The 17553-nt window shown below is 73.8% G+C and carries 18 protein-coding genes; 10 read left to right on the forward strand and 8 right to left on the reverse strand.

Going from position 1 to position 17553, the window contains the following annotated elements; genetic code table 11:
• Nucleotides 1-102 precede the first annotated feature (102 nt).
• From OG956_RS03130 to OG956_RS03145, 4 genes are all read left to right on the forward strand, one after another.
• Nucleotides 103-798, forward strand: coding sequence for a DUF4232 domain-containing protein (locus OG956_RS03130; protein WP_330336375.1), 696 nt, complete (start codon nucleotides 103-105; stop codon nucleotides 796-798).
• Between the two features lie 198 nt (nucleotides 799-996).
• Nucleotides 997-2235: a hypothetical protein gene (locus OG956_RS03135; RefSeq protein WP_330336376.1), complete on the forward strand. Its 1239-nt coding sequence runs from the start codon at nucleotides 997-999 to the stop codon at nucleotides 2233-2235.
• 179 nt (nucleotides 2236-2414) lie between these two features.
• Complete coding sequence (locus OG956_RS03140; RefSeq protein WP_443065523.1) at nucleotides 2415-3572, forward strand: SLC13 family permease; 1158 nt, start codon at nucleotides 2415-2417, stop codon at nucleotides 3570-3572.
• A gap of 33 nt (nucleotides 3573-3605) precedes the next feature.
• Complete coding sequence (locus OG956_RS03145) at nucleotides 3606-4097, forward strand: universal stress protein (RefSeq protein WP_330336377.1); 492 nt, start codon at nucleotides 3606-3608, stop codon at nucleotides 4095-4097.
• Nucleotide 4098: 1 nt separating this feature from the next.
• On the opposite strand, the gene OG956_RS03150 is transcribed toward OG956_RS03145, so the two are convergent.
• Both OG956_RS03150 and OG956_RS03155 read right to left on the reverse strand, forming a co-directional pair.
• The gene (locus tag OG956_RS03150; protein WP_330336378.1) at nucleotides 4099-6372 is read right to left on the reverse strand and encodes an RICIN domain-containing protein; all 2274 of its coding nucleotides are present in this window, start codon (nucleotides 6370-6372) and stop codon (nucleotides 4099-4101) included.
• 236 nt (nucleotides 6373-6608) lie between these two features.
• Nucleotides 6609-7505 carry a helix-turn-helix domain-containing protein gene (locus tag OG956_RS03155; RefSeq protein WP_330336379.1) on the reverse strand — a complete coding sequence of 299 codons (897 nt, stop codon included), beginning with the start codon at nucleotides 7503-7505 and terminating at the stop codon, nucleotides 6609-6611.
• Between the two features lie 67 nt (nucleotides 7506-7572).
• Between OG956_RS03155 and OG956_RS03160 the strand changes: the two genes are divergently transcribed.
• Nucleotides 7573-8382 carry a phytanoyl-CoA dioxygenase family protein gene (locus tag OG956_RS03160; protein ID WP_330336380.1) on the forward strand — a complete coding sequence of 270 codons (810 nt, stop codon included), beginning with the start codon at nucleotides 7573-7575 and terminating at the stop codon, nucleotides 8380-8382.
• Between the two features lie 14 nt (nucleotides 8383-8396).
• Here OG956_RS03160 and OG956_RS03165 read toward each other — a convergent pair whose 3' ends face one another.
• Nucleotides 8397-9365: an aldo/keto reductase gene (locus OG956_RS03165; protein ID WP_330336381.1), complete on the reverse strand. Its 969-nt coding sequence runs from the start codon at nucleotides 9363-9365 to the stop codon at nucleotides 8397-8399.
• 199 nt (nucleotides 9366-9564) lie between these two features.
• Between OG956_RS03165 and OG956_RS03170 the strand changes: the two genes are divergently transcribed.
• Complete coding sequence (locus OG956_RS03170; protein WP_443065663.1) at nucleotides 9565-10368, forward strand: endo alpha-1,4 polygalactosaminidase; 804 nt, start codon at nucleotides 9565-9567, stop codon at nucleotides 10366-10368.
• A gap of 144 nt (nucleotides 10369-10512) precedes the next feature.
• A complete protein-coding gene (locus OG956_RS03175; RefSeq protein ID WP_330336383.1) occupies nucleotides 10513-11376 on the forward strand; it encodes a hypothetical protein in 864 nt (287 codons plus the stop codon).
• Here the strand turns inward: OG956_RS03175 and OG956_RS03180 are convergent.
• On the reverse strand, nucleotides 11373-11897 hold the full coding sequence (locus OG956_RS03180) for a flavoprotein (RefSeq protein WP_330336384.1): 525 nt from the start codon (nucleotides 11895-11897) through the stop codon (nucleotides 11373-11375). The genes OG956_RS03175 and OG956_RS03180 overlap by 4 nt on opposite strands.
• Nucleotides 11898-11906: 9 nt before the next feature.
• A complete protein-coding gene (locus tag OG956_RS03185; RefSeq protein ID WP_330336385.1) occupies nucleotides 11907-12365 on the reverse strand; it encodes a nuclear transport factor 2 family protein in 459 nt (152 codons plus the stop codon).
• 128 nt (nucleotides 12366-12493) lie between these two features.
• On the opposite strand from OG956_RS03185, the gene OG956_RS03190 reads away from it, so the two are divergent.
• The gene (locus OG956_RS03190; RefSeq protein WP_330336386.1) at nucleotides 12494-13078 is read left to right on the forward strand and encodes a TetR/AcrR family transcriptional regulator; all 585 of its coding nucleotides are present in this window, start codon (nucleotides 12494-12496) and stop codon (nucleotides 13076-13078) included.
• On the opposite strand, the gene OG956_RS03195 is transcribed toward OG956_RS03190, so the two are convergent.
• Together OG956_RS03195 and OG956_RS03200 are read right to left on the reverse strand one after the other, a co-directional pair.
• Nucleotides 13053-13253 carry a ferredoxin gene (locus tag OG956_RS03195; protein WP_330336387.1) on the reverse strand — a complete coding sequence of 67 codons (201 nt, stop codon included), beginning with the start codon at nucleotides 13251-13253 and terminating at the stop codon, nucleotides 13053-13055. The genes OG956_RS03190 and OG956_RS03195 overlap by 26 nt on opposite strands.
• Nucleotides 13254-13266: 13 nt before the next feature.
• Nucleotides 13267-14496, reverse strand: a complete 1230-nt coding sequence (locus OG956_RS03200; RefSeq protein WP_330336388.1) for a cytochrome P450 — start codon at nucleotides 14494-14496, stop codon at nucleotides 13267-13269.
• A 326-nt stretch (nucleotides 14497-14822) separates the two neighbouring features.
• Here OG956_RS03200 and OG956_RS03205 point away from each other — a divergent pair, with 326 nt between their 5' ends.
• Nucleotides 14823-15272 carry a nitroreductase family deazaflavin-dependent oxidoreductase gene (locus tag OG956_RS03205; protein ID WP_330336389.1) on the forward strand — a complete coding sequence of 150 codons (450 nt, stop codon included), beginning with the start codon at nucleotides 14823-14825 and terminating at the stop codon, nucleotides 15270-15272.
• A 78-nt stretch (nucleotides 15273-15350) separates the two neighbouring features.
• Here OG956_RS03205 and OG956_RS03210 read toward each other — a convergent pair whose 3' ends face one another.
• A complete protein-coding gene (locus tag OG956_RS03210; protein WP_330336390.1) occupies nucleotides 15351-16421 on the reverse strand; it encodes a cation diffusion facilitator family transporter in 1071 nt (356 codons plus the stop codon).
• Between the two features lie 100 nt (nucleotides 16422-16521).
• On the opposite strand from OG956_RS03210, the gene OG956_RS03215 reads away from it, so the two are divergent.
• Entirely contained in the window at nucleotides 16522-17538 is a 1017-nt protein-coding gene (locus OG956_RS03215; protein ID WP_330336391.1) for a glutathione S-transferase family protein, read from the forward strand.
• Nucleotides 17539-17553: the final 15 nt, after the last annotated feature.

A 17553-nucleotide genomic window follows, 5' to 3' on the forward strand; every position in this document is an offset into this window, starting at 1 on the left:
TTTTCCCGCGTCGCGCGCATCGGAGGTGTGTGGACGGCGCACTCGGCGCCATGAGGCACGCGGTCCGTCGCGTGCCGTGACCATCCAGGAGTGTTGAGCGACATGGTGAACACACCCCGGTCCGCGCGGCACGGGGCCCTGCTCGTGGGCACGGTCGCCGTGCTGGGCCTCCTGACCGCCTGCGGCAACGGCAAGGACGTCCACACCAGCCCGCCGATCACGGCCTCCGGTACGGCGGCGCCGGCGACGGGCACCACGAAGACCCCGGGGACCACCCCGTCCGCCCCGTCCGCCGCGCCCAGCGGCGCCGTCTCGCCCTCCGCGCAGAAGAGGACGACCCCCTCGGCGGGCGGCGGCGGTACGACCGCGGCGGTGACGAGCGCCCGCTGCCACACCTCCGAACTGCGCGCCTCGGTGGGCCGCAACGACCCGGGCGCAGGCCAGGAGAACTTCCCGGTCGTCCTCACCAACAAGTCCGGCCGGACCTGCACCGTGCGCGGCTACCCGGGCGCAGCGTTCGTCAGCGCCTCAGGCACGCAGCTCGGCGCGGACCCCAAGCGTGAGCCGGGCTCTCCGGCGACGATCACGCTCAGGCCGGGGCAGAGCGCCTGGGCCGGGCTGACCTTCTCCAACCCCGGCGTCAGCGGCGCCAGGACGGCCACCCCGGCCGCGCTGCTGGTCACCCCGCCGGACGAGCGCGACTCGCTGAAGGTCGCGTGGACGGGCGGAGCGGTGCCCGTCTCCGGGAACTCCTCGTCGGTCTTCCTGTCGGTGTTCAGCCCCGGCACTGCTCCCTGACCCGTTCCCCGCACACACCGGGAACCCCGCTGCCGCACTCCCCGGGCAGCGGGGTTCGTCATGCTCGCGCCACAACTGTCACAGGACCGCAACAGGGGCCATAGCTCGCGATCTTTCCCCCGGCGCCCGTCATCGAACCCGTCGACCACACCGGCGAGGCGGCCCCGCGGGGCCGTGATGAAGGAATTCGGGGAGAAGATGAGCGGGATATCGCGCAGGCGGGTGCTGACGGCGGGTGCGGCGGCGGGCGCCCTGGGCACGCTGGCCGCGTGCTCCTCCGGCACCGGCCTCTCGGTGGGCGGCCCGGCGGACGGCAAGGGCACCGCCCAGGCGCGGCCGGTGAAGCCGATCGGCGACGGCTCCACGGCCGACACCGGCCCCCAGCCGCACCAGCCGACGCCCGACCGGCTGAAGCCGGGGCAGAAGCCCCCGCAGTTCGTCGTGTTCTCCTGGGACGGCGCGGGCGAACTGAGCAACAAGCTGTTCTCCCGGTTCCGCAAGGTCGCCGCCGACCACGGCGCGAAGATGACGTTCTTCCTCAGCGGCATCTACACGCTGCCCGAGTCCAAGAAGCACCTGTACCGCCCGCCGCAGCACCCGGTCGGCGCGTCCGCCATCGGCTATCTCGCCGACCGGCACATCCACGCCACCCTCCAGCAGGTCCGCGCGGCCTGGCTGGAGGGCCACGAGATCGGCACCCACTTCAACGGCCACTTCTGCGGCGCGACCGGCGTGCGCAACTGGTCCCCGGCCGAGTGGCGCAGCGAGATCGACCAGGCCGTCGACTTCGTCACCCACTGGAAGACCAACACCGGTTTCACCGACCTGGAGCCGCTCCCCTTCGACTACCGCAAGGAGCTGACGGGCGGCCGCACCCCCTGCCTGGAGGGCCAGGCCGGCCTGCTGCCCACCGCCGCCGCGCTCGGCTGGAAGTACGACGCCAGCTCCCCCGGCGGCCTGCAGATCTGGCCGGGCAAGGTGCAGGGCGGGAAGATCTGGGACTTCCCGCTGCAGTCCATCCCGTTCCCCGGGCACAGCTTCCAGGTGCTGTCGATGGACTACAACATGATGTTCAACCAGTCGGGCGGCAACCCGAACGGCGACCGCGCCCAGTACGACGCCTGGCGCACCCAGGCCCGCGACGCCTATGTCGCCGGTTTCGAGCGGGCGTACACGACCAACCGCGCCCCCTTCTTCATCGGCAACCACTTCGAGCGCTGGAACGGCGGCATCTACATGGACGCCGTCGAGGAGGCCATCGGGAAGATGGCCGCGTACGGCGACGACGTGCGGTTCGTGTCGTTCAAGCAGCTCGTGCACTGGCTGGAGGCTCAGGACCCGGCGGTGCTGCGCAAGCTGCGCACGCTGGTGCCGGGGCAGGCCCCGGCGGGCGGCTGGGCGGAGTTCCTGGGCACGGCGGGCAGCAAGGCGTCGTAGCGCCGTGCGGCGTCGTCTGCTGTGACGGGCGGGGTCTGTTTTCATGGGCGGGCACCGGTTGATCCGTTCCGGAAGGACCCGCTCTGAACACCCCGCTCGCCGAGGCCCTGTCCGCCGTCCTGCTCGTCGCCGTCCTCGCCTGGGCCGTCGTACGGCCCTTCGGGTGGCCGGAGGCGGCCATGGCCGTGCCCGCCGCCGGTGTCGCGGTGGCCACCGGGGCGATCTCGCTCGACCACGCCAGGGCCGAGGCGGAACGGCTGGGTCCGGTTGTCGGGTTTCTGGCGGCCGTGCTGGTGCTCGCCCACTTCTGCGACGTGGAGGGGCTGTTCCAGGCGTGCGGGGCGTGGATGGCGCGGTGGGCGCGGGGCCGTCCGGTGCGGCTGCTGACGGCTGTGTTCGCGCTGGCCTCCGCCATCACCGCCGTGCTCAGCCTGGACGCCACGATCGTGCTGCTGACCCCAGTGGTGTTCGCCACCGCCGCGCGGACCGGCGTACGGCCCAAACCGCATGTCTACGCCTGCACGCACCTGTCGAACACGGCGTCCCTGCTGCTGCCGGTGTCCAATCTGACGAACCTGCTGGCGTTCGCGGCGAGCGGGCTGAGCTTCACCCGGTTCGCGGTCCTGATGGCGCTGCCGTGGCTGGTGGCGATCGGCGCCGAGTACGCGGTGTTCCGGCGGTTCTTCGCCCGTGACCTCGCGGCGGCGGCACCGCCCGGCGGGGAGCCCGGTGCCGCGCCGCGGCTGCCGCTGTTCGCGCTGGTGACGGTCGGCTGCACGCTGGCGGGGTTCGTGGTGGCGTCCGCGTTCGGCGTGGAGCCGGCCTGGGTCGCGGCGGCGGGCGCGCTGGTGCTCGCGGGGCGTGCGCTGGTGCGGCGCAGGGCGACCCCGCTGACCGTGGTACGGGCCGCCGCCCCGTCGTTCCTCGCGTTCGTGCTCGCGCTGGGCGTGGTGGTGCGGGCGGTCGTCGACAACGGGCTCGCCGGCGTGCTCGGGCATGTGGTGCCCGGCGGCACGGGACTGCCCGCCCTGCTGGGCCTCGCCGCGCTGGCCGCCGTCCTGGCGAACCTGATCAACAACCTGCCCGCGGTGCTGGTGCTGCTGCCGCCGGCCGCGCCGGCCGGGCCGGGCGCGGTGCTGGCCGTGCTGCTCGGCGTGAACATCGGCCCCAATCTGACCTACGCCGGGTCGCTGGCCACGCTGCTGTGGCGGCGGATCGTGCACCAGCACGAGCACGACGTGGACCTCGGGGAGTTCACCCGGCTCGGTCTGCTCGCCGTGCCGTCCTGTCTGGCCGTCGCGGTGGTGGCACTGTGGGGGTCGCTCCAGGTTTTCTGACCGGGTGTCCGACGTCTGGGGAGGCCGACCGGAATGCGTGTGATCGCCTGGCTCGTCGAGGGCACGTGGCCCGCCTGTGTGGACGCGGTGCGCCGCCATGCGCCGGACACCGCCGAGGTGGTGCTGCTGCACGTCAGCGCGCCCGAGGTGCCGGGGGTGGCGCACGGCGCGTACGCCGGGCTGCTCGGCCGGGGCCATCCGGAGCGCGATCCGGGCGGCCTGCTCGAGGCGCTCGGCGGGGCCTCGGCGGCCGAACTGCTGGACGCGGCGGCCCGGCGGCTGGGCCGGCCCTGTGCCCGCGAGGAGCGCTCCGGCCGGGTCGAACGGGAGGTGGTGGCCGCCGCGGAGGGGGCCGATCTGCTGGTGCTGGCCCGGGACGGCGACCGGTCCCGACTCGGGCCGAAGAGCCTCGGCCCGGCGGCCCGGTTCGCCGTCGACCACGCGCCATGCCCGGTGCTGCTGGTGTGGCCGGAGCCGGCTCCGGCGCTGGGCACCATCCCGCCGCCACCGCCGCACCGCCCCTGAGTCAGCGCCGGTGGCGCCCGCCGCCGTAGCCCCCGCCGTCTCCGTAGCCTCCGTATCCTCCGCCGTCTCCGTATCCGCCGCCGCTCCCGCCGCAGAAGTACGGGTACGCGGAGCATGGGTCGGACGTGGCCGTCGGCGTTGCGGACGGGCCGGACCCGGTCGCCGAGGGCTTCGGGTCCGGCGGTGCAGTGGTGCGGGAAGCCCTGGGGGCGGGAGTCGCCCGGTGGGAGGTGCCGGCCGGCGACGGGCTGCTGTCGCCGGCCCAGTCGACGTTCTGCATCTGCAGGTCGGTCTTGGCGGTGTCGACGGACCAGCGCTGGGCGGCGCCGGGGGCGCGGTCCTTGACCACTAGGGCGCCGGAGCCGTCGGTGGCGGCCGGGGTGAGGGCGAGGTTCTGGTTCCAGCGGGGTATGAGGGCGCCCTGGAGGGTGAAGTCGTACCGGATGTTCCTTGCGGCGTCGCCCGTGGCCGAACAGGGGGCGAGGCGGACCGAGTAGCCGAGGCGCGAGTCGAGGCAGAGCTCCGGGGCGGCGGAGCTGCGCAGCAGCCCGTCGGTGTCGTACGTCCACTGCTGGCCCGGGGCCGCGGAGCACGCGGCGAGTTCGGTCTCGGCGCCCTTGACGGCCTTCTTCCCGACGATGCCGACGCACAGGCCGGAGCCGAGGTTGCGCAGCCTGCCGTGCAGAACGCCCTGTCCCGCCGGCTTCGACCCGGCCCAGGAGGGACTCCCGGCGCCCTTCCCCGGCGCCGGGGAGGCCGCCCCGCCGCCGGCCGGGCCCGCCCCGTCACCGGATCCGAGCACCGACCACAGCACCAACGGCAGCGCGACCAGCCCGCTCACGGTGACGACGGCCAGAGCCACGTTCCGCCGCCGAGCACGCCGTGCCCGCGCGGCCCGCAACGCCGACCGCCCGGAGGGCACCGCATCCCCGGCCGCGGCCCCACCGCCCCCGCGGCGGCCGGCGGCCTCGGCGGTGCCGGTACGGCCCGGCACTGCGGCAGCGGCGGCACGCCGCGTGGGCGCGGCGGACGAACCCCGGCGCGGGGTACCGGTGGAGTCGCCCCGGCGCATGAATCCGGCGGCCGCACCCCATCGCCCGGGCCCACCGGAAACACCCCCGCCCGACAGCTCCTCGGCATCCCCCTGGCGCCCGAACTCGCCGGAACCGGCGAGACGCGCGGGCCCGGCGGACCCACCCCGGCGCCCCGGCGCGGCGGGAGCGCCCTCTGCCGTCGGGACGGGGGAATCGCCCGCACGCGGCGACCCGGAACCGGTGACGGGGGCCGGCTCAGCGGAGCGCCGCCGGCGCGTCGGGCCTGCGTCGCGACGCCCGCGTGCGCGTTCGGCGTCCCCGGCCGTCGGGGCGGCGCCTCGGTGCCTGGCCCCGGCGGAACCGCCCGGGTACGGCGGCTCCGTGAAGGCCTCGCCCGGTGGAGGTGCGACGGTGCCGGCGCCCGGGGCCGTGTGCGCCGGTTCCCCGGTGCGGTGGGTGCGGGCGTCGACGTAGGCCTGGGCGCCCCAGCCGAGGACCGCCTCGGCGAGGGCGAGGCCCAGTCCCGAGGTGAACACGGCGAGTTGGTCGGCGGTCCGGCCGCAGTGGCCGCAGCGGCCCAGGTGCTCGCGCAGGTCCGGGTCGATGTGGGCGCCGCCACGCCGGAACGTCACGTCGAGCATGCGCTGATAGCGCCGGCACTCGTCGTCGGGGGCGAGTTCGCGGTGGGCCTGGAGGCACTCCTCGCGCAGCCGTTCCCGGGCCCGGCGCAGCTCGATCCCGGCGTCCTCGGGGTCCAGGCCGAGCAGGGCCGCGGGCACGGCGATCGGCTCGCCCTCGACCTCGGTGTGCCAGAGCACGGTGCGCGAGGCCTGGGGCACCCGCTGGAACGCGCGGGACAGCAGCCGGCGGCCGGGCGGCGGCAGCAGCATGGCGGCGGCGCGCCCACCGCCGGCGCCGGACCGCAGCGCCGGGTGCAGGAGTTCCTGACGGCCGTCGGACTCCCACTCGGCGGCGATCCGGCGCACGGCCACCAGGATCTGGGGCCGCCAGGCGGCCGTGGGCCCGGACTGCCGCAGCGAGGCGCCGAAGAGCCGGGTGAAGGCGGCGGTGGTGAGCATGCCGGCGGCGCGCGTCCCGTCCGTGCACAACCGCGCGTAGGCGAAGGCCGCTTCCCAGTGCCGGTCGAGCAGTTCACCGATCGGCTGGAGCGCGGGCGCACCTCTGGTCAACTTCTTCAGCTCGGCGCTCAGTTGTTCGTCGGACGGGCCTGCCTCATTCACGGCTGCATTCCTCCAGACCTGATACGGAATTAGTCCATACCAAGCGGTACGAGAAGGCGGTGGGGCTGCCCGAACGTCCACCTGAGGCGGCTCTCGTGAAGCGTGGGGGGTGTACGGGAGCGGCCCACACTTTTGCACAGGCGCACAGGCCGGAACAAGAGATCTCTCGATTGTGGCCCCTCGCGCCCGGCGGACTTCCTTATTGACGCGAATTCAGGAGAATCCTTTTCTCCCCTTTACCGCCGTGCGCCCGCCCGATAGGCGCCGGGCGGCACTCCGTACCGTTCCCGGAAAACCCGGCTGAAGTGGAAAGGACTGCTGAATCCGCAGGCCGCCGCGACGCGTTCCACCGTCAGGTCGGTGACCTCCAGCAGCCGCGCGGCGTGCCGCAGCCGGGCCTCCCGCAGCGCCCGCATCGGGGACCGCCCGGTGCGCAGCGTGAACAGGTGGGCGAAGCGGGACGGGGACAGCGCGACGCCCTCGGCGAGCGAGCGGACGGTGTGCGGCGCGCCCGGGTCGGCGGCGATCAGCTCCTCGGCACGGCGCACCCGGGCGTCGGCGTCCGGTGCGGGCGCCGGCGTCCGGGCGCCGGCGGCGGCGAGCAGGACGACCTCCTCCAGTGCGCACAGGGCCAGTTCCCGGGCCAGGCTGCCGTGCGCCACGGCCACCGGGTCCGGCTCGGGCGGGGGGTCCTCGGCCGGCCCGCGGGCGTCGGCGAGCATCCGTGCGAACGCCGCCTCGATCCGGCCGTGCAGGGCGCCGGGCACGGAGGTGACGGCGTACAGGCCGTCGGACACGGCGTACGGGGCGAGCCAGTGCGTCCAGGCCGGGCGGGCCTGGCAGTGCGTCCACCAGAACCGCCAGCTCTCGGCGCCGGGCGCGACGGCGTAGCGGTGGCCGGTACCCGGGGCGAGCACCACGAGGTCCCCGGCGCCGGCACGGGTCCGGGCCGCGCCCTGCCGGAGCAGGCCGCCGCCGCCCAGGGTGAAGGTGAACAGCCAACTGGCCGAGCCGCGGGGCCGGTTCACGCCGTAGCCGGGCCGCTGGTCGTAGCGCCCGGTGACCACGAGTCCCGGCGGCGGGGACGGGTCGGCCGCGGCAGCCTGGGGCACGTCGTCAGCATGCACGGGCATCCTCCCGTCGGGCGTGCGGGCCTAGCGTGGCGGACGAGTGACCACCTGACCCCGGGGAGGCGGATCCATGACGGCCACGGACTTCGGCGCCATCCTGCCCGAGACGCTCCGCCGGCAGTTCGAGGAGGACGGGTTCACCGTCGTACGCGGGCTGTTCGGCCGGCCCGAGACCGAGCGGCTGTGCGCCGCGTTCGCCGCGCTGCACGCGGCCGGCCCGGTGCCGGGCCGCTTCGAGCCGCGCCCGGCGGACCCCGATCCGCTGCGCCGCTACCCGCGGGTGATGCAGCCGCACGAATTCAGCCCGGTTGCCCGGGAGTTCCTGCTGGACGCCCGGCTGCGGGCGGTGCTGGAGACGCTGTTCGGGGAGGAGGTGCTGGCGGCGCAGAGCATGTTCTACTTCAAGCCGCCGGGCGCGCGGGGACAGGCGCTGCACCAGGACAACTTCTATCTGCGGGTCGAGCCGGGGACGTGTGTGGCGGCGTGGCTGGCGTGCGAGCCGATCGACCGGGACAACGGCGGCCTCGAGGTGGTGCCGGGCACTCACCGGATGGACCTGTTCTGTCCCGAACTCGCCGACGAGCAGCTGTCGTTCGCCCGCGAGTGCGTGCCGCCCCCGGCCGGGCTGACGCCGGTGCCGGTCGATCTGGCGCCGGGTGACGTGCTGTTCTTCAACGGCAGCCTGGTGCATGGCTCCGGGCCCAACCGCACGGCGGACCGGTTCCGGCGGTCCTTCATCGGGCACTACGTCGGCCGGTCGGCCGAGCGGATCGGGGCGTACTACCGGACGCTGACCATGTCCGGGGAGCGGGTGGCGCTGCCGGAGAGCGAGGGGGCGGGTCCGTGCGGCACGGAGTTCCGCCCCGACGGGCCGCACTGAGCCGCCGCGGCGCCTCAGTGCCCGCTGATCGCGCGCGGGGTGTAGGGCTGCTGCAGCTCCTCGATCTCCTTCTCGGTCAGCTCCAGTTCCACGGCCGCCACCGCGTCTTCGATGTGGTGGGGCTTGGCGGCGCCGACGATCGGGGCCACCACCGTGTCCTGGTGCAGCAGCCAGGCGAGGGCCACCTGGGCGCGGGGCACGCCCCGGTCGTTCGCGATCCGGGTGACGGCCTCGACGATGGAGCGGTCGCTGTCCAGGTAGAGGCGGCTGCCGAAGTTGTCGTTGGCGCTGCGTTCGGTGACCGTGCCCCAGTCGCGGGTGAGCCGGCCCCAGGCGAGCGGGCTCCACGGGAGCACCCCGACGCCCTGGTCGGCGCAGAGCGGCAGCATCTCCCGCTCCTCCTCGCGGTAGAGCAGGTTGTAGTGGTTCTGCATGGACACGAACTTCGTCCAGCCGTGCCGCTCGGCGGTGTGCTGCAGCTTGGCGAACTGCCAGGCGTACATGGAACTCGCCCCGATGTAGCGGACCTTGCCGGCCTTGACCAGGTCGTGCAGGGCCTCCATCGTCTCCTCGACGGGGGTCGCGTGGTCGAAGCGGTGGATCTGGTAGAGGTCGACGTAGTCGGTGCCGAGGCGGCGCAGGCTGTGGTCGATCTCGGTCATGATCGCCTTGCGGGACAGCCCGGCCCCGTTGGGGCCCGGCCGCATCCGGCCGTTCACCTTGGTGGCCAGCACGATCTCGTCGCGGTCGGCGAAGTCGCGCAGCGCCTTGCCGACGATCTCCTCGCTGGTGCCGTCGGAGTAGACGTTCGCGGTGTCGAAGAAGTTGATGCCCGCCTCCAGCGCCTGCCGGATGAGCGGGCGGGACGCGTCCTCGTCGAGCGTCCACTCGTGGACGCCGCGGTCGGGCAGGCCGTAGGTCATGCAGCCCAGACAGATCCGCGAGACGTCCAGGCCCGTCGAACCGAGCTTCACGTACTGCATCGTTGCCGCTCCTGCGTTCGGGAGGGTGGTCACTCCCGAGCCTACGGCGTGGCCTGGCGCCGACTTGACGATCCCGGCGCGCGGGCGATGTGATCCTGCCACGCGCCGCGCCGCCCGGCGTGCGCAGGATGGAGCGGACGTGCTTCGCACGGGTGTGCTGCGCGCCGCGGGCTCCCGGTGGTCCGCGGGCGCCCTGGCTATGGCCCTGACCGTCACCGTGCCGGCGGCCGTCGGATGCGGCTCCGGAGCCGGTGGCGGTTCCGCCGCCGAGGCGCGGTCCGCACGGCCCGCCGCGGTGCGGCTGCCTCCGCGGCACGCGGGGTTCGACTACCAGATCGGCGGCGCCTATCCCCCGCCCGCGGGCGTGCGGATCGTCAGCCGCGACCGCTCCGACTCCCCCGCGCCGGGCCTGTACAACATCTGCTACGTCAACGCCTTCCAGGCCCAGCCCGAAGAGCGCGCCTCCTGGCCGGCCGACCTGCTCCTGCGCGACGCACGCGGCCGGGTCGTGATCGACGGGGACTGGAACGAGGCCCTGCTCGACCTGCGCACCCCGGCCAAGCGGGAACGCGCGGCCCAGCGGGTGAACCGGTGGATCGACGGCTGCGCCGAGAAGGGCTTCGACGCCGTCGAGCCGGACAACTACGACAGCTACACCCGCTCCCGCCACCTGCTCAGCGCCGCCGACGCCACCGCCTTCATGACCCTGCTGTCCCGCCATGCGCACGGCCGGCGTCTGGCGGTGGCGCAGAAGAACACCGCCGGGCTGGCCGGTGCCCGTCGCCGGGCCGGGCCGGACTTCGCGGTGACGGAGGAGTGCGGGCAGTACGACGAGTGCGAGGTGTACGCGAAGGCGTTCGACGACCGGGTCCTGGACGTCGAGTACACCGCGTCCGGTCTGCGCTCGGCGGTCGCCCACTGGGGTGGCCGGCTGAGCGTCGTACGGCGGGACAGGGCGGTGTCCACTCCGGGGAGCAGGGGATACGTGCGGGAGGCCGGCTGAGGACGCGCTCCGGCGGACCCGTTGCTGCCCCCAGGTGACCGTCCGGCGTGGGAGCCGGGCGATCGTCGTACTGTCGGCTCATCCTCGGCGGCAGGCGACCGGCATCCGGCCGGTCCCGGCCGCCCCGGAGGTAGCACGGTGCCGATGCGTCCCACCACTGTCAGAACCCTGGCCGGAGCGGCGCTGCTGCCGCTGGCCCTCGTCACGCCCGCCTGCGCACAGTCCGCCGGCGGAACCGCCCGGACCGCCGCGGCGGCGCCCGAGGCCCCGGCGACCGTGTGCTCGGCCGCCGGCACACTGCGCGGAACCCATGGGGAGCAGGCGGAGGTCAGCCTGTGTGCGGACACGGGTGCTCCGCGATTCGGCATCACGGCTCCGGCCACCTGCCGGCTCGCCGGCGTCCGGGTGCGCTACGCCTGTCGCACCGAGGGCACCTGGAAGGCCACCCGGTCCGGCAGGGCCATGGGCGCCGGCACGCTGCCCGGCTCGGGCCTCTACCCGGGGCCGGGCACCTACGAGATCAGCGCCGCCGTGCGCGTACGGTCGGCCCCGGCGGGTGTGGACCTGAAGGGCACCGTGCACGGCACCGTGTCGCTGACCGCGCCCAAGGCGAAGCCGACGCACTCCGTCACCGTGGACAGGAGCGTGCTGCGCCGCAACGCCACGACCACCGTGACCTACACGATCCACCGGGACAGCGACGACGGCGACGGCAACGCCCGGCTCGGGATGATCGGCCAGGAGGGCACGGGCCTGCGGATCAGCACCGCCGACAAACGCTGCGTCAACCCGCTGGTGGGCCGGTACCCGTCGAAGACCCGGCTGGCCCACTCCCTGGACTGCACGGTGACCGAGTTGCAGCCCGGCCATCCGGAGAAGCTGAAGGTCAGCTTCACCGTCGGGTCCACGTGCTCCACGGTGGTCTCGAAGCTCGGCTACTGGGTGCCCAAGGGCCAGGACATGTTCACCGGCAACATGCTGGCGGGGCCGACGCTGACCTGCCGCTAGAGCAGATCCAGCGCCCGTTCCCAGCAGAGGTCCGGCCGCACCCCGTCCGGGCCGGCCTCACCGGTGTACCGGTCGCCGAAGCGGACGCCCATCCCGCGCAGCCGCGCCACGCTGTCCCGGTAGGCGGGATGGGCGGCCAGCGCGTCGGCGACGCAGGGCAGCACCGCGACCGGTATGCCGAGGCCCACGGCCTCGCACAGGGTGCCGAGCGCGAGGGTGTCGGCGATGCCGGCCGCCCACTTGTTGACGGTGTTGAAGGTGGCGGGCGCCACCACGACCGCGTCCGGCGGCGGGAAGGGGCGCGGGTCGGCCGGGGTGCGCCAGGCCGAGCGGACCGGGCGGCCCGTCTGCGCCGCCACCGCCTCGCCGTCGAAGAAGCCGCCCATGGCGACAGGGGTGGCGATGACGCCGACCTCCCAGTCCCGTTCCTGGGCGGCGGTGATCAGCTTGCTGACGCCCGCGGCGGTCCCGGCGGCGCAGACGACGACGTAGAGGAAGGGTTTGCGGGCCTGTTCGGTCATCCGGGAACCCTACTGAAGCGGGAAGGACAGCCCGCGTTCGGTCTCGGGGCGCGGACCGCGGATACGGCGTTCGCTCTCCTGGATGCGTACGTCGTTGATGCTGGCCTCCCGCCGGGTCATCAGGCCGTGCTCGTCGAACTCCCACAGTTCGTTGCCGTAGGAGCGCCACCACTGGCCGTCGGCGTCGCGGGACTCGTACTGGAAGCGGACGGCGATGCGGTTGCCGTCGTAGGCCCACAGGTCCTTGCGCAGCGCGTAGTCCAGCTCGCGCTGCCACTTGGCGGTGAGGAACGCGACGATCTCGGCGCGGCCGGTGAGGAAGGTGCCGCGGTTGCGCCAGACGGAGTCCTCGGAGTAGGCGAGCGCCACCTTGTGCGGGTCGCGGGTGTTCCAGGCGTCCTCGGCGGCCTGGACCTTCTGCGCGGCGGTCTCGCGGGTGAACGGCGGCAGCGGCGGACGGTCGGCCATGATCCCCTCCCGGGCTCGGACAGCACCGGAGAACGAGCGTTCTCCGAAGGGTCGCTACCGTAGGAGAACGTGCGTTCTCGGTCAAGGAGACGCGTCCATGAGCCGAGCGAGGAGTGATGGTGTCGCCGATGGACAGCGCGGCCGCCCGGGACCGGGTGCTCGACGCCGCCGAGCAGCTGTTCTACGCCCGGGGCGTGCAGTGCGTCGGCATGGACGAGCTGCGCGCGGCGGCGGGCGTCTCGCTCAAGCGCCTCTACCAGCTCTTCCCGGCCAAGGAGCAGCTGGTCGCGGCCTGGCTGGGGCGGCGGGACGAACGCTGGCGCGGGCGTCTGGCCGCGTACGTGGCCCGGCGGCGGGACCCGCGGGAGCGGATCCCGGCCGTCTTCGACTGGCTGGAGGAGTGGTTCGGCGAGGAGGGCTTCCGCGGCTGCGCCTGGATCAACGCGTACGGCGAGCTGGGCGCCGTCTCGCCGCTGGTCGCCGCCCGGGTGCGGGCCCACAAGGAGGCGTTCCGGGACAGTCTCGCCGCGCTGGTGGCGGAGGCCGGGCTGCCGGCGGCGCTGACCGGCCCCCTCTTCCTGCTCGCCGAGGGAGCCATGGTGAGCGCGGGCGTCACCGGGAGCACCCGGCCTGCGGCCGAGGCTCGCGAGGCGGCACGGACGCTGGTGGCGGCCGCCGGCCGGGAGGTCAGCCGGCGGTCTCCGACAGCTTGATCGCGCCGACCGGGCAGGCGCGGGCCGCCTCCCGGACCATCGGGTCGCCCGCGCCGTCCTCCCGTCCGGGCAGCAGGGTGCTGTAGCCGTCGTCGTCCTGGGTGAAGACGCCCGGCGCCGCGAGGGCGCACTGACCCGCGCCGATGCAGACGTCCTTGTCGATGTCGATGTGCATGACCGTCAGCCTCTTACCAGGTCACGGGGAGTTCCAGCATCCCCTGGATCGTGTCGCCGCGTTTGAAGGGGATGTCCTCGGCCGGGACGGCCAGGCGCAGCCCCGGCAGCCGGGTCAGCAGGCTGCCGAGCGCGATCTCCAGCTCCACGCGGGCCAGGTTCTGGCCCAGGCACTGGTGGATCCCGAAGCCGAAGGCCACGTGCTGGCGGGAGGGCCGGTGGAAGTCCAGGGTGTCGGGGTCGTCGTACCTCGTCGGATCCCGGTTGATCACCGAGGTGGAGAAGAGCACGCCCTCGCCGGCCCGGATGGTGGTGCCGGCGATCTCGATGTCCTCCAGCGCCACCCGCTGCATCCCGTCGGCGATGGACAGCATCCGCATCAGCTCCTCGACGGCGGCCGGCAGCAGGTCCGGGTCGGCGCGCAGCTCGGCCAGCCGGTCGGGGTGCCGGAGCAGGGTGAAGGTGCCGAGGGAGATCATGTTGGCGGTCGTCTCGTGGCCGGCGACCAGCAGGATGAGGGCCAGCGACACGACTTCGGCGCGGTCCAGCTCGCCGTCGCGGAGCTGCTGGTGGACGAGGTCGTCGAGGATGCCGTCGCCGGGTCCCGGCTGCTTCGCCTTGTCGTCGATCAGCCCGCCGAGGTACTCCTCCAGACGGGCGCGGGCGGCCATGGAGTCGGCCGCGCGGGGGCCGCGCAGCAGCCTGCGGGACTGCTCCTCGAAGAACTCGTGGTCGGCGTACGGCACTCCGAGCAGGCCGCAGATCACCGTCGACGGCACGGGCAGCGCGAAGGCGGAGACCAGCTCGGCGGGCGGTCCCTGCGCGATCATCGCGTCGAGCAGCTCGTCCACGGTCCGCTGGATCCACGGCCGCAGCCGGGCCGCGCGCTTGACGGTGAACGACGGGACCAGCATCCGCCGCTGCCGGTGGTGCTCGGGGTCGTCCATCCCCAGCAGCGCCACCCGGCGGTCGCGGATGCCGGCGAACCGCTCGGCGGGGATGGGGAAGTCGGGGTGGCGGCGGTCGGCGGACAGCCGGGGATCGGCGAGCAGGGCGCGGGCGGTGTCGTAGGAGGTGACCGCCCAGACCTCGCGGCCGTCGTACAGGGTGACGCGGGACAGCGGGCGCCCGTCGCGCAGCAGTCGGTATCCGGTGGGCGGGTGGTAGGGGCAGGTGCGGTCCTGCGGGAAGGCGACGGCGGCGGCCGGGGTCGCCGGGCCGGTGGGGTCCGTCAGTTCCGTCATGGAAGACCTCGCAGACGAAGGAGTCGTGCCGATCTTCATTAGATGCCTCGGGCACCTATGGGTCGACGTCAAGTTCGGCCAGTTCGGTGACCCCGGCGATCTGGCCGAAGACGAGCGTCCAGAGGATCGGATTCCGGCCGGGGCGCGCCGCACGCCCGCCCGGGCAGAGCGACCTGCGCCCTCCGCCGTACGACCATACCCCCACAGATAGTGACATGCAGGGCGAAACGGGCGATGCGGGGCCGGGCGGCGCGGATGATCCGACGGGCCGCCGATGTTGAATGCGGATGGCAGACAGCCGTTGGACCGACGAAGGGTACGGATCCATGCCTCTTGAGGGCGAGTACGAGCCCAGCCCGACCCAGTGGGTGCGCGAGCAGGTCGAGCTGTACGAGAGCTCCGGCGGGACGAAGGGCACGACGCTCATGGACACCGGGCTGCCGGTCGTCGTGCTGACGTCCCGGGGCGCGAAGAGCGGGAAGATCCGCAAGACGCCGCTGATGCGGGTGGAGCACGAGGGCAGGTACGCCGTGGTCGCCTCGCTGGGCGGCGCGCCCAAACACCCCGTGTGGTACTACAACATCACGTCCGATCCGCATGTCGAACTGCAGGACGGGCCGGTCAAGCGGGACATGAGGGCCCGTGAGGTCACCGGCGAGGAGAAGGCCGCGTGGTGGGAGCGGGCGGTCGCCGCGTACCCGCCGTACGCCGACTACCAGAAGAAGACCTCGCGGGAGATCCCGGTCTTCGTGCTGGAGCCCCTCGACGAGAGCTGACGCCCGCCGGAACCGGCCGGACTCGGAAACATCCGCGCCGGACAGGTGTGAACCGTCCCCGGGGCGGGCACCCGAGCGTCAGGCCCCGCCGCGTTCCCCCGTCGCGGCGGGGCTTTCGCGCGCCTCGCCGGCCGGCCGGTCGGTCACGTCCAGGAAGATCTGGTCGGCCTCGGGGAACGTCCGGGCCAGGGACCGCTTGATGCGTACGGCGACCCGCTCCAGCCGCTCGCTCTCCAGCCCCGGCACCAGGTCGACGCGGGCGGCCACCAGGGTGGAGTCGAGGCCCAGCTTCATCGTGAACAGCGCCTCGACGCTGTCGATCTCCGGCTGCGCCTCGAGCCGCGCCCGGATGCGGTCGCTCAGCTCCGGATCGACCGCCTCCCCGATGAGCTGGTCGCGGGCGTCACGGCCCAGCCGGTAGGCGACGTACACCAGCAGGACACCGATCGCCAGGGAGGCGGACGCCTCCCAGACGACCTGCCCCGTCGCCATGTGCAGCCCCATCCCGGCGAGCGCGAGCGTGACGCCCAGCACCGCCGTGCCGTCCTCGGCGACCACCGTGCGCAGCGCCGGGTCGCTCAGCGCGCCGAGGCCGCCGCCCTGCCGGCGCACCTGGTGCAGGGCCCGCAGCAGCGAGACGCTCTCGGCGACGAGGGCCACGCCCAGCACGATCAGGCCCGCCACATAGCCGGAGAACTTCTCCTCCGTGCCCTCGCTCAGCGCCTGGACGCCCTGGAAGAAGGAGAAGCAGCCGCCCATGACGAAGATGCCGACGGCGGCGAGCAGGGACCAGAAGAAGCGCTCCTTGCCGTAGCCGAAGGGGTGCCGCCGGTCCGCGGGGCGGCGGCTGCGGCGCAGCGCGGCCAGCAGGAACACCTCGTTGAGGCTGTCGGCGACGGAGTGCGCGGCCTCCGACAGCAGGGCCGGCGAGCCCGCGAGGACGCCGCCGGCCGCCTTGGCCACGGCGATCACCAGGTTGGCGGCGAGCGCCACCAGGACGGTGACCCGGGTGTGCCGGTCGCCCCCGGAGCCCGTACCGGGCCTGTCGCGGCCGTGTCCGCCGCGCTGCGCCGCGTGGGGCGCTCCGGCCGGGTCTGCTTCCGCGGCCGTAGGTGTGGCCTGCTCCCGTTCAGAGGATGTCCCGCTCACCCCAGGCCGACTGCCCGCCGACGGGCGGATCACACCGTGCGGGCGGCGGAAAACGGGGAACGTGTTGGCCAGAAGGGGCGCCGGGCGGCGAGGAGGAGACATGGGCGGCGACGGAAACCGGTCCTACGGGCACAAGACGTTCAGCCGGTCCAGGAGTCACTTCACGGACCGGATCACCGCCGACGGGCGGGACGGCTGGCCGGTGGAGGCGGGCCGTTACCGGCTGGTGGTCTCGCGCGCCTGTCCGTGGGCGAGCAGGGCGGTGATCTCCCGCCGGCTGCTGGGCCTGGAGGACGCGCTGTCGATGGCCGTCGCGGACCCGATCCAGGACGACCGCAGCTGGCGGTTCACCCTGGACCCGGACGGCCGGGACCCGGTGCTCGGCATCCGGTTCCTGAGCGAGGCGTACGACCGGCGGGAGACCGGTTACCCGGGCGGGGTCAGCGTGCCCGCGGTGGTGGACGTGCCCAGCGGACGGCTGGTCACCAACGACTACCAGCAGCTGACGCTCGACCTGGCCACGGAGTGGACGGCCCTGCACCGCCCCGGCGCGCCCGACCTGTATCCGGCCCACCGGCGCGACGAGATCGACCAGGTGATGGCCGAGGTGTACGAGGACGTCAACAACGGGGTGTACCGGGCCGGGTTCGCCACGCACCAGAAGGAGTACGAGGAGGCGTGCGCGGGTGTCTTCCGGCGGCTGGAACTGCTCGGCGACCGGCTGGCCGGACAGCGGTATCTGGTCGGCGACACCCTCACGGAAGCGGACATCCGGCTGTTCACGACGCTGGTCCGGTTCGACGCCGTTTACCACGGCCACTTCAAGTGCAACCGCTGGAAGCTGGCGGAGCACCCGGTGCTGTGGGCGTACGCCCGGGATCTGTTCCAGACCCCGGGGTTCGGCGACACGGTCGACTTCGACCACATCAAGCGGCACTACTACCAGGTGCACAGCGGCATCAACCCCACCGGCATCGTGCCGCTGGGCCCCGACCTGGCCGGCTGGCTGAGCCCGCACCACCGCGAGGAGCTGGGCGGACGGCCGTTCGGGGACGGTACGCCGCCGGGACCGGTGCCCCCGGGCGAACGGGTGGCCCCCGAGGGACGGGCCGCATGAGGGCCGTCCGGCGAG

Origin of the sequence: Streptomyces sp. NBC_00557, from assembly GCF_036345995.1 — a bacterium.
Lineage (GTDB): Bacteria > Actinomycetota > Actinomycetes > Streptomycetales > Streptomycetaceae > Streptomyces.

Excerpts from the sequence above, each read along its gene's own strand:
- OG956_RS03130 (WP_330336375.1), top strand. The coding sequence starts at position 103 with ATGGTGAACACACCCCGGTCCGCGCGGCACGGGGCCCTGCTCGTGGGC.
- OG956_RS03135 (WP_330336376.1), top strand. The coding sequence starts at position 997 with ATGAGCGGGATATCGCGCAGGCGGGTGCTGACGGCGGGTGCGGCGGCG.
- OG956_RS03140 (WP_443065523.1), top strand. The coding sequence starts at position 2,415 with ATGGCCGTGCCCGCCGCCGGTGTCGCGGTGGCCACCGGGGCGATCTCG.
- OG956_RS03145 (WP_330336377.1), top strand. The coding sequence starts at position 3,606 with ATGCGTGTGATCGCCTGGCTCGTCGAGGGCACGTGGCCCGCCTGTGTG.
- OG956_RS03155 (WP_330336379.1), bottom strand. The coding sequence starts at position 7,505 with ATGCCCGTGCATGCTGACGACGTGCCCCAGGCTGCCGCGGCCGACCCG.
- OG956_RS03160 (WP_330336380.1), top strand. The coding sequence starts at position 7,573 with ATGACGGCCACGGACTTCGGCGCCATCCTGCCCGAGACGCTCCGCCGG.
- OG956_RS03165 (WP_330336381.1), bottom strand. The coding sequence starts at position 9,365 with ATGCAGTACGTGAAGCTCGGTTCGACGGGCCTGGACGTCTCGCGGATC.
- OG956_RS03170 (WP_443065663.1), top strand. The coding sequence starts at position 9,565 with ATGGCCCTGACCGTCACCGTGCCGGCGGCCGTCGGATGCGGCTCCGGA.
- OG956_RS03175 (WP_330336383.1), top strand. The coding sequence starts at position 10,513 with ATGCGTCCCACCACTGTCAGAACCCTGGCCGGAGCGGCGCTGCTGCCG.
- OG956_RS03180 (WP_330336384.1), bottom strand. The coding sequence starts at position 11,897 with ATGACCGAACAGGCCCGCAAACCCTTCCTCTACGTCGTCGTCTGCGCC.
- OG956_RS03185 (WP_330336385.1), bottom strand. The coding sequence starts at position 12,365 with ATGGCCGACCGTCCGCCGCTGCCGCCGTTCACCCGCGAGACCGCCGCG.
- OG956_RS03190 (WP_330336386.1), top strand. The coding sequence starts at position 12,494 with ATGGACAGCGCGGCCGCCCGGGACCGGGTGCTCGACGCCGCCGAGCAG.
- OG956_RS03195 (WP_330336387.1), bottom strand. The coding sequence starts at position 13,253 with ATGCACATCGACATCGACAAGGACGTCTGCATCGGCGCGGGTCAGTGC.
- OG956_RS03200 (WP_330336388.1), bottom strand. The coding sequence starts at position 14,496 with ATGACGGAACTGACGGACCCCACCGGCCCGGCGACCCCGGCCGCCGCC.
- OG956_RS03205 (WP_330336389.1), top strand. The coding sequence starts at position 14,823 with ATGCCTCTTGAGGGCGAGTACGAGCCCAGCCCGACCCAGTGGGTGCGC.
- OG956_RS03215 (WP_330336391.1), top strand. The coding sequence starts at position 16,522 with ATGGGCGGCGACGGAAACCGGTCCTACGGGCACAAGACGTTCAGCCGG.